We start from the raw sequence: 11695 nt of genomic DNA, 5'->3' as shown, positions 1-11695 counted from the left end.
TATAGAATAATCATTAATCGTAGCTATTTTAAATTGAAAGAGAGATTTTAAAATTTAGGAGGTACCCTATGTTTCATGATAATGATGCACATTTTATTAATGGTATCACTTTAAATGTAAGAGATTTACGTACTTTACAACCGTTCTATGAAGAATTATTAGGATTTAAAAAGGTGGAAGAGACATTAACGGCTGTCAAATATCAAATTGGAGATCGTCACCATTATATTACTTTAAGAGAGATAAAATCTGGACGAAATCCTTTATCTCAAGAAGCTGGTTTATTTTATATAGGAGTTCAATTATCCAATACACACCATCTGGCAGATCTAATCGAAAAGTTAAATGACTATGAGTTACCAATTAATGGTGGAGAACAAAACGTATGTACATTTATTTTTGTCGAAGATCCAGAAGGTCATATGTTTAAGTTTTATGTTGATAAATCGATTTCTGATTGGAAACAAGAAAGTGAATGGATTAGACTCGATATTAAGCCACTCGATGTTTCTTCATTATTACCATATGCATCAACCATCGGATGGCAAGGTTTACCTAATGATAGTAAAATTGGGAATATTAGTTTAAAAACCATTCGATTAAATGAAGTAAGAGAGTATTATCTAAACTATTTTGGACTAGTACCTTCTGCATATTTAGATGATGAATCTTTTTATTTAGCTTCTGAACAATATTATTGTCATCTTTCAATGAATCAATGGAATTCAAAAATAAAGCGAATAGATAATGAACATACTTATGGTCTATCTATCGTTGACTTTCATTATCCAGAAACACATCATATCAATATTAAAGGCCCAGATGGTATCCAATTTAGATTTAATTTTATAAAGGTAGAGTGATGAAATGAAAAAATGGATTTTTTTAATGGTATTTGTATGCATGATATTTACGGGCGGTGCAATTTTTGATGGTCTAGACAATCAAGATATGACTGAACCTACAATTCATTTTTGGGAAAAAAATCCTATGAAATATAACACATACGCTAAAGGTCAATGTACTTACTATGTATTTGATCGAGTAAAAGAAGATCATCATTTAATAAGTAACCAATGGGGTGACGCTAAATATTGGGCTAATAAGGCTAAGAAACAAGGATATACAGTCAATGAAAATCCAACTAAGGGTTCTATTTTACATTATCCAAAAGGAAAACATGGACATGTTGCTTATGTAGAACAAGTCAATAATGATGGCTCTTTAATAGTCTCTGATATGAATTTCAGAAAACCTTACGAAATTACAACACGTTTTGTAGATGTTTATCAAGTCGATCAATTTAATTATATTCATCCTAAAAGTAACACAAATATGACATAGAAGATTGTAGCTTTTTTTATGCTAAGTAGTAGGCTATAATGTAGAGTGTTGTCAAAGAGTTGAGGGCTGAATGGAGGCACATGAATGAAAAAGAAATATTATATTGGTTTATCTTTAATAGTAGCCATCGTGATTTTAATTATAGACCAATTAACTAAAAAAATAATTACAGCAACAATGAACATTGGTGATTCTTATGAAGTGATTCCTCATTTTTTAAATATTACCTCACATAGAAATAATGGTGCAGCATGGGGGATTTTAAGTGGTAAAATGGGATTTTTCTATATTATTACTCTTATTATTTTAGCTGTACTTATTATATTTTATATTAAAGAAACTAAATATAATGCGTTTATGCAAGTTGCAATTAGCTTATTATTTGCAGGTGCATTAGGTAACTTTATCGATCGTTTATTCAATGGTGAAGTTGTTGATTTCATTGATACAAATATTTTTGGATATGATTTTCCAATTTTTAATATCGCAGATTCAAGCTTAACAATTGGTGTTATTTTTGTCATTATTGCATTGGTTAAGGATGCAACCAAAAAAGAATAGGAGGGCACGTAGTGGAAACGTATAAATATAAAATAGAAGATGAAGCACTCGTAGGTCAGCGTATTGATAAATTATTATCTGATTTCAATAGTGAGTGGTCTAGAAGTCAACTTCAAGATTGGATTAAAAATGATTTAGTCACTGTTAATGGTAAAATAATCAAATCAAATTATAAAGTTAAATTAAATGATGAGATTCAAGTAACTGAAAAAGAAGTGGTTGAAGCCGATATTTTACCGGAGAACCTCAATTTAGATATTTATTATGAAGATAAAGATGTAGCCATTGTTTATAAACCTAAAGGTATGGTTGTACACCCTTCACCAGGTCATTATACAGGTACATTAGTTAATGGATTAATGTATCAAATTAAAGATTTATCAGGTATCAATGGAGAGATACGTCCTGGTATTGTTCATCGTATTGATAAAGATACGTCTGGGTTACTTATGGTAGCTAAAAATGATGTAGCACATCGTGGTCTAGTAGAACAACTTATGGATAAAACAGTAAAGCGTAAGTATACAGCTTTAGTACATGGTAATATTCCTCATGATTATGGAACAATTGATGCTCCAATAGGCAGAAACAAAAAAGACCGTCAATCTATGGATGTTGTTGATGATGGAAAAGAAGCAGTGACTCATTTTAATGTATTAGAGCATTTTAATGACTATACATTGATTGAATGTCAATTAGAAACAGGGCGTACTCATCAAATTCGTGTTCATATGAAATATATTGGGTTCCCACTTGTTGGAGATCCTAAATATGGTCCTAGAAAAACATTAGATATTGGTGGACAAGCGTTACATGCTGGAGTTATTGGTTTTAAACATCCTGTCACTCATGAATATATTGAACGTCATGCTGAGTTACCTCAAGCGTTTCAATCGCTATTAGAAGATATTCGATTAAGAGAATCATAAAATTAGAGAATAAAGTCGTAAATTAAAAGAAAGCATATTGACTTATGAACTAAAAAGATTTAAGCTAATAACAGTTAAAATTAAACAAAACAGTGTCTTTTAAAAAGAGTCCAGAGAGGCTCAAAAGACAGGGTGACTAATGATATAAATATGATTAACTTCAATTGTTCGATTACTATCAGACTAATCATATAAAATATTTTTATATACATTAAACCTCATGTCTTTATAAAAGGCATGAGGTTTTTTCTTTTAAGAGGTGTAATCATGTCAGAACGTATTATTATGGACAAAGCGGCTATACAACGTACTGTTACACGTATAGCACATGAAATTCTAGAATATAATAAAGGAACTGAACAACTTGTTCTTTTAGGTATTAAGACAAGAGGCGAATTTTTAGCACGTCGTATTCAAGAAAAAATTAAACAAATTGAACATCATGTAGTTCCAACAGGTACGATTGACATTACTCATTTTAGAGATGATATTGAAAACTCGAAAAAGCCTATCACTAAAGATGCCATTGAAATTGATCAAGATGTTACAGATAAGATAGTGATTATTATTGATGATGTACTTTATACTGGACGAACAGTTAGAGCATCTTTAGATGCAATTTTATTACATTCTCGACCTATAAAGATTGGCCTCGCTGCCCTTGTGGATCGTGGTCATCGTGAACTGCCAATTAGAGCAGACTTTGTTGGAAAGAATATACCTACTGCAAAAGATGAAGCAGTATCTGTTTATCTTGAAGAAATAGATGATAGAAATGCAGTAATAATTGAATAACTAACCTTTTAAACCAGTACGAGAGACTGAAAAAGGTGAAGTATGTAATGGTGAGCGTGTAATGTATTTATTAAATGGATAGATGATATGTCTCACTTAAATTAAATACTTTTCCTATGTCATGTTATAAAAAACTTAAAGAAGCTTTTTATAATATTTCATTAATTTATTTTAGTCTCTTTACCATAGTGTAAAGAGACTTTTTTAGAAAGGAAGAACATTTCATGGAAAATGAGCAAATGTTTGAACGTACTGTCAAACCAGTACTAGATGTAAAAGATAAACCAAAACCAGCACAATGGGCGTTTTTAAGCTTACAACATCTATTTGCAATGTTTGGGTCAACTGTCCTTGTTCCATTTTTAACAGGGTTACCTATTTCTGCTGCATTATTAGCATCGGGTATAGGAACATTACTATACATATTAATTACTAAAGCAAAAATACCTGCCTATTTAGGTTCAAGCTTTGCATTTATTACTCCAATTATTACGGGGTTAAGTACGCACAGTTTAGGAGATATACTTGTCGCATTATTTGCTAGTGGCGTAATGTATATCATTATTGGTATTTTCATAAAATTAAGTGGTACCGGTTGGTTGATGCATCTTTTACCACCAGTTGTTGTTGGTCCAGTTATTATGGTCATTGGATTAAGTCTCGCACCAACAGCAGTAAACATGGCAATGTATGAGAATTCAGGAGATATGAAGGGTTACAATTTAAGCTATTTATTAGTCGCATTAGTAACCTTACTAGTAACTATTATTGTTCAAGGATTTTTTAAAGGTTTCCTTTCACTTATTCCTGTGTTAATAGGAATTATTGTAGGTTATATTGTGTCAATTTTTGTAGGCATTGTTAATTTCAAACCAATTGCTAAAGCCAGTTGGCTAGATTTTCCAGATATATATTTACCATTTAAAGATTATGTTCCATCGATACATATCGGACTTATTTTAGTCATGTTGCCTATAGTATTTGTAACAGTCAGTGAACATATTGGTCATCAAATGGTGATTAATAAAATTGTAGGACGTAATTTCTTTGAAAATCCTGGTTTACATCGTTCAATTATAGGTGATGGCGTTTCAACAATGTTTGCTAGTATTATTGGAGGACCGCCTAGTACAACTTATGGTGAAAATATTGGTGTGCTCGCAATTACAAAAATATATAGTATTTATGTCATTGGTGGTGCAGCAGTGATTGCAATTATCTTATCATTTATAGGTAAGTTCTCAGCATTAATTTCATCAATTCCTACACCAGTGATGGGTGGTGTATCTATCTTATTATTCGGTATTATTGCAGCAAGTGGACTTAGAATGTTGGTAGAAAGTCGTGTTGATTTTGCTAGTAATCGTAATTTAGTTATTGCGTCAGTAGTACTAGTAGTCGGTATTGGAAATTTACTTATCAATTTAAAAAGTCTTGGTGTGAACCTACAAATTGAAGGCATGGCTTTAGCAGCATTATCAGGAATCATATTAAATCTTATTTTGCCAAAAGAAAAAGAAGAATCAGACATTAAATAAAAGAGGATCTTTTAGGAGGCACGTCATGGAACATTTATTTTCAATGGAATATTTAACAAACGATGATATTTTTAATCTTATTCAAACAGCGAGTCGTTTTAAATCAGGAAAAGAAACTGTCCCTCAGTATGAAGGGAAATATGTATCTAACTTATTCTTTGAAAATTCAACACGCACAAAATGCAGTTTTGAAGTAGCTGAACTTAATCTTGGATTGAAACAAGTTAACTTTGAAACAAGTACTTCTTCAGTACAAAAAGGGGAATCGCTTTATGACACTTGTAAAACGTTAGAGAGTATTGGCGTCAATTTATTAGTTATTAGACATCCTCAAAATGCATATTACGAAGAACTAGAAAATTTAAATATTCCGATTGCAAATGCTGGAGATGGTAGTGGTCAGCATCCTACTCAAAGCTTATTGGATATAATGACGATTTATGAAGAATATGAAACATTTGAAGGATTAAATATTTTAATATGTGGAGATATTAAAAATTCTCGTGTAGCGAGAAGTAATTATACAAGTTTAACCTCGCTTGGTGCTAAGGTGATGTTCTCAAGTCCAAATGAATGGGTAGATGAAACATTAGATGCTCCTTATGTAAATATTGATGATGTGATTAATAAAGTTGATATTATTATGCTTTTAAGAGTTCAACATGAAAGACATGGTATTACTGATGAAGCAAACTTTAAAGCTGATTATTATCATGAACAATATGGGTTAACTAAAGAAAGGTATCGTCGTTTAAAAGAGGATGCGATAGTGATGCATCCTGCTCCAGTAAATCGTGGCGTAGAAATCGATAGTGAACTAGTTGAAGCACCTAAGTCAAGAATCTTTAAACAAATGGAAAATGGAATGTATTTAAGAATGGCTGTAATAGATAAACTTTTATCAAGAAAAGGAGAATAATTATGAAACTTATAAAAAATGCTAAAATTTTAGACAATGGTGAACTTAAATCAACGTCAATTTTAATTGATGGACAATATATCAAGGAAATGAATGAAAATATTAATATTGATGAAGGTACTGAAGTCATTGATGCAAATGGTCAATTTGTAGCACCAGGTCTAGTAGATGTGCATGTACATTTAAGAGAACCAGGTGGGGAACATAAGGAAACAATTGAAACTGGAACAAAATCAGCTGCACGTGGAGGATTTACAACAGTATGTCCAATGCCTAATACACGTCCTGTACCTGATACAGTAGAACACATGGATCAGTTGCAATCATTAATTAAAGAAAATGCACAAGTCCGTGTCTTGCCTTATGCATCAATTACCATTCGTCAAGCTGGTAAAGAGCATGTTGATTTTGAAGCACTTGCAAAAGAGGGTGCATTTGCATTTACAGATGATGGTGTGGGTGTTCAGGAATCAGCAATGATGTATGAAGCGATGCAACAAGCAGCAAAATTAAATAAAGCAGTTGTTGCTCATTGTGAAGATAATAGCTTAATTTATGGTGGTGCAATGCATCAAGGTAAACGTAGTGAAGAATTAGGTATTCCTGGCATTCCAAATATTTGTGAATCTGTACAAATTGCACGAGACGTTTTATTAGCAGAAGCAGCTAATTGTCACTATCACGTGTGCCACGTTTCAACAAAAGAAAGTGTAAGAGCAATTCGTGATGCTAAAGCAGCAGGCATTCATGTTACAGCTGAAGTGACACCACATCATCTGTTATTAACTGAAGATGATGTTCCAGGCGATAATGCCATTTTTAAAATGAATCCACCATTAAGAAGTAAAGAAGATAGAGATGCATTATTAGAAGGATTACTAGATGGTACCATTGATTGTATTGCTACAGATCACGCGCCTCATGCCAAAGAAGAAAAAGCTCAGCCAATGACAAAAGCACCATTTGGTATTGTAGGAAGTGAAACGGCCTTCCCATTATTATATACTCATTTTGTTAAAAAAGGAGACTGGTCATTACAACAACTTGTTGATTACTTAACAATTAAGCCAGCACAAATATTTGATTTACCTTATGGAAAATTAGAAGAAGGCAGCTATGCAGATTTAACAATTATCAATTTAGATGAAGAAAGAGAAATTCGTGGTGAAGATTTCTTATCTAAAGCAGATAATACACCATTTATAGGATATAAAGTATATGGTAACCCTGTTTTAACAATGGTTGAGGGTGAAGTTAAATTTAAGGAGGACAAGTAAAATGTTTGAACGTAGATATCTCGTATTTGAAGATGGTTCATATTATGAAGGATATAAATTAGGGTCAGATCAATTATCAATCGGTGAAATTGTATTTAATACAGCGATGACTGGATATCAAGAAACGATTTCTGATCCATCATATACTGGTCAAATTGTTACATTTACTTATCCTTTAATTGGAAATTATGGTATTAATAGAGATGATTTTGAATCACTTACACCTACATTAAATGGGGTAGTAGTTAAGGAAGCAAGTACGCATCCAAGTAATTTTAGAAAACAAAAAACATTACATGAAGTGCTTGTTCAATATCATATTCCTGGTATTTCAGGGGTAGATACGCGTAGTATTACTAGAAAAATTAGAAAATATGGTGTATTAAAAGCAGGATTTACCGACAATAAAGAGGAAATTGAATCGCTTGCAGCTAACTTAAAAACTGCAGAGTTACCTCGTGATGAGGTGACTACTGTGTCAACAAAAACACCGTATGTATCAACAGGTTCAGATTTAAGCGTCGTGTTATTAGACTTTGGTAAAAAGCAAAATATTGTTAGAGAGCTTAATTCAAGAGGATGTAATGTTACTGTAGTACCTTATGATACTTCAGCAGAGGAAATATTAGCAATGTCACCAGATGGTGTCATGCTTTCAAATGGACCTGGAGATCCAGAAGAAGTTGATGTTGCTTTAGATATGATTAAAGGTATTTTAGGAAATATACCATTCTTTGGTATTTGTCTTGGTCATCAGTTATTTGCATTATCTCAAGGCGCCAAAGCATTTAAGATGAAGTTCGGACATCGTGGTGCGAATCATCCTGTAAAAGATTTACGCACAGGTAAAGTAGATATCACAAGTCAAAATCACGGTTATGCTATTGATAAAGATTCTTTAAAAAATACAGATTTAGAAGTGACACATGTTGCTTTAAATGATGGTACGGTTGAAGGATTAAGACATAAAACATTACCAGCCTTTTCAGTGCAATATCATCCAGAGGCAAGACCAGGCCCAAGTGACTCAAATTACTTATTTGATGAGTTCTTAGATATGATGAGAGATTTTAAAGATAATAAAAAGGAGAGTAAAACGAATGCCTAAACGTGACGATATTAAAACGATTTTAGTAATTGGTTCAGGTCCTATTATTATTGGACAAGCTGCAGAATTTGACTATGCTGGAACACAAGCGTGTCTTGCTTTAAAAGAAGAAGGATACCGTGTTATTTTAGTGAACTCAAATCCTGCAACCATTATGACTGATAAAGAAATTGCAGATAAAGTATATATTGAACCTTTAACTCATGACTTTATTGCACGTATCATTCGTAAAGAACAACCTGATGCATTATTACCTACATTAGGTGGACAAACAGGTTTGAATATGGCAATACAATTACATGATAGCGGTGTATTAAAAGCAAATAATGTAGAGTTATTAGGTACAAAATTAGAATCTATACAACAAGCAGAAGATAGAGAATTATTCCGATCATTGATGAATGATTTAGATGTTCCAGTACCTGAAAGTGATATAGTAAATACTGTGGAACAAGCATTTGCATTCAAAGAACAAGTGGGATATCCATTAATTGTACGCCCTGCCTTTACAATGGGAGGTACTGGTGGTGGTATCTGTCATAATGATGAAGAATTAAAAGAAGTTGTAAGTAATGGATTACATTATAGTCCAGCGACTCAATGTTTAATTGAAAAATCAATAGCAGGATATAAAGAAATTGAATATGAAGTTATGCGTGATAAAAATGACAATGCCATTGTAGTATGTAATATGGAAAATATTGACCCAGTAGGTATCCATACTGGAGATTCAGTGGTTGTAGCTCCTAGTCAGACACTATCAGATGTTGAATACCAAATGTTACGTGATGTATCGCTTAAAGTGATTCGTGCTTTAGGTATTGAAGGTGGTTGTAATGTACAGCTGGCTTTAGATCCATATTCCTTAAATTATTACATCATTGAAGTTAATCCACGTGTGTCTCGTTCATCTGCACTAGCATCAAAAGCAACAGGCTATCCAATTGCTAAATTGGCGGCTAAAATTGCGGTTGGTTTAACATTAGATGAGATGCTAAATCCTATAACTGGAACATCTTATGCTGCTTTTGAACCAACACTTGATTATGTCATTTCAAAAATTCCACGTTTTCCATTTGATAAATTCGAAAAAGGGGAACGTGAATTAGGAACGCAAATGAAGGCTACTGGTGAAGTGATGGCTATTGGTCGTACATATGAAGAATCATTATTAAAAGCGATTCGTTCATTAGAATATGGTGTTCATCATCTTGGTTTACCAAATGGTGAAAATTATGACTTAGATTACATTAAAGAACGTATCAGTCATCAAGATGATGAGCGTTTATTCTTTATTGGTGAAGCGATTCGACGTGGCACATCATTACAAGAAATTCATGACATGACTAAAATTGATTATTTCTTCTTAAATAAATTCCTTAATATTATTCATATTGAACATGAACTTAAAGCGCATCCAGGAGACTTAGAATATCTTAAATATGCAAAAGATTATGGTTTCAGTGATAAAGTGATTGCTCATCGCTTTGATATGACAGAAGAAGAAGTATATCAATTACGTCAAGATAATGATATTAAACCTGTATATAAAATGGTAGACACGTGTGCAGCAGAATTTGAATCATCTACACCATATTATTACGGAACATATGAAACAGAAAATGAATCTGTAGTTACAGATAAAGAGAAAATTTTAGTATTAGGTTCTGGACCAATACGTATCGGACAAGGTGTAGAGTTTGATTATGCGACAGTACATGCCGTTTGGGCAATTCAAAATGCCGGATATGAAGCGATTATTGTTAATAATAATCCAGAGACAGTATCAACAGACTTTTCAATTTCAGATAAATTATATTTTGAACCGCTAACTGAAGAAGATGTAATGAATATTATTAATTTAGAGCAACCTAAAGGTGTAGTAGTTCAATTTGGCGGTCAAACAGCAATCAATTTAGCTGATAAATTAGCTAAACATGGTGTGAAAATCTTAGGAACATCACTAGAAGATTTAAATCGTGCAGAAGATAGAAAAGAATTTGAAGCACTTTTAAGAAAAATTGATGTTCCACAACCTAAAGGTAAAACAGCAACTTCTCCTAAAGAAGCATTAGAAAATGCACGTGAAATTGGTTATCCAGTAGTTGTAAGACCTTCTTATGTATTAGGTGGTCGTGCCATGGAGATTGTAAATAGTGATGCAGAATTAGAAAATTATATGGAGCAAGCTGTTAAAGCAAGTCCAGAACATCCAGTATTAGTGGATAGATATTTAACAGGTAAAGAAATAGAAGTCGATGCAATTTCTGATGGTGAAACAGTTATTATTCCTGGTATTATGGAGCATATTGAACGTGCAGGTGTTCATAGCGGTGATTCAATTGCAGTGTATCCACCACAAACATTGAGCGATGAAGAAATAAAAACACTCGAAGATTATACAATTAAATTAGCTAAAGGATTAAACATTGTAGGACTCATCAATATTCAATTCGTTATTGCACATGATGGTGTGTATGTATTAGAAGTTAACCCACGTGCAAGTCGTACAGTGCCTTTCTTAAGTAAAATTACTGATATTCAAATGGCACAACTTGCCATGCAAGCGATAATGGGCACAAAGCTTAAAGATTTAGGCTATCAACAAGGTATTCAACCATATTCAGAGGGTGTGTTTGTTAAAGCACCGGTATTTAGTTTTAATAAATTAAAAAATGTTGACATTACACTTGGACCTGAAATGAAATCTACCGGTGAAGTGATGGGTAAAGATTTAACACTTGAAAAAGCTTTATATAAAGGTTTAACAGGTAGTGGGGTAGAAGTAAAAGATCATGGTACAGTATTAATGACAGTAAGCGATAAAGATAAAGAAGAAATCGTTGATATTGCTCACCGTTTAAATGAAGTAGGTTATAAAATCTTAGCTACACAAGGTACTGCACAAAAATTAGAAGCGCACAATATCCCTGTTGAAGTTGTGGGTAAAATCGGTGGAGAAGATGATTTATTAACACGTATTCAAAATGGGGATGTACAAATTGTTATTAACACAATGACAAAAGGTAAAGAAGTTGAAAGAGATGGCTTCCAAATTCGACGTACTACTGTAGAAAACGGAGTGCCATGTTTAACTTCATTAGATACTGCAAGTGCATTAACAAATGTCATTGAAAGTATGACATTTTCAATGAGAAATATGTAATGCCATAATTATAAGCAACTTATGTGTTAACTTGCTTTATGTTTAAGCACAAGTCGCT

At 32.7% G+C, this 11695-nt stretch carries 10 protein-coding genes; all 10 read left to right on the top strand.

Annotated features, from left to right (window positions below):
* The first annotated feature begins 68 nt into the window (after positions 1-68).
* The 10 genes from NST64_RS07730 to carB all read left to right on the top strand — a co-directional run bounded on the left by NST64_RS07730 (position 69) and on the right by carB (position 11637).
* On the top strand, positions 69-863 hold the full coding sequence (locus NST64_RS07730; protein WP_002448857.1) for a VOC family protein: 795 nt from the start codon (positions 69-71) through the stop codon (positions 861-863).
* A 4-nt stretch (positions 864-867) separates the two neighbouring features.
* Entirely contained in the window at positions 868-1344 is a 477-nt protein-coding gene (locus tag NST64_RS07725; RefSeq protein WP_002455452.1) for a CHAP domain-containing protein, read from the top strand.
* 84 nt (positions 1345-1428) lie between these two features.
* Positions 1429-1905, top strand: a complete 477-nt coding sequence (gene lspA, locus NST64_RS07720) for a signal peptidase II (protein WP_002448847.1) — start codon at positions 1429-1431, stop codon at positions 1903-1905.
* An 11-nt stretch (positions 1906-1916) separates the two neighbouring features.
* Positions 1917-2834, top strand: coding sequence for an RluA family pseudouridine synthase (locus NST64_RS07715; protein ID WP_002448828.1), 918 nt, complete (start codon positions 1917-1919; stop codon positions 2832-2834).
* A 267-nt stretch (positions 2835-3101) separates the two neighbouring features.
* Positions 3102-3629: a bifunctional pyr operon transcriptional regulator/uracil phosphoribosyltransferase PyrR gene (gene pyrR, locus NST64_RS07710; RefSeq protein WP_002455451.1), complete on the top strand. Its 528-nt coding sequence runs from the start codon at positions 3102-3104 to the stop codon at positions 3627-3629.
* Positions 3630-3853: 224 nt separating this feature from the next.
* Positions 3854-5167: a uracil-xanthine permease family protein gene (locus NST64_RS07705; RefSeq protein WP_107632331.1), complete on the top strand. Its 1314-nt coding sequence runs from the start codon at positions 3854-3856 to the stop codon at positions 5165-5167.
* A 25-nt stretch (positions 5168-5192) separates the two neighbouring features.
* Positions 5193-6086, top strand: coding sequence for an aspartate carbamoyltransferase catalytic subunit (locus NST64_RS07700; RefSeq protein WP_107632330.1), 894 nt, complete (start codon positions 5193-5195; stop codon positions 6084-6086).
* A 2-nt stretch (positions 6087-6088) separates the two neighbouring features.
* Positions 6089-7363, top strand: a complete 1275-nt coding sequence (locus tag NST64_RS07695; RefSeq protein WP_002448747.1) for a dihydroorotase — start codon at positions 6089-6091, stop codon at positions 7361-7363.
* A 1-nt stretch (position 7364) separates the two neighbouring features.
* Positions 7365-8471 (top strand): carbamoyl phosphate synthase small subunit, encoded by a 1107-nt coding sequence (locus NST64_RS07690; RefSeq protein WP_107632329.1) that lies wholly within the window; start codon positions 7365-7367, stop codon positions 8469-8471.
* A complete protein-coding gene (carB, locus tag NST64_RS07685) occupies positions 8464-11637 on the top strand; it encodes a carbamoyl-phosphate synthase large subunit (protein WP_002488664.1) in 3174 nt (1057 codons plus the stop codon). Before NST64_RS07690 ends, carB begins: the two co-directional genes overlap by 8 nt.
* Positions 11638-11695 lie beyond the last annotated feature (58 nt).

It is taken from the genome of Staphylococcus sp. FSL W8-1268 (assembly GCF_038003965.1).
Lineage (GTDB): Bacteria > Bacillota > Bacilli > Staphylococcales > Staphylococcaceae > Staphylococcus > Staphylococcus hominis.
The sequence above is the reverse complement of the archived record's forward strand: the minus strand, read 5'-3'. Positions and strand labels throughout refer to the sequence as shown.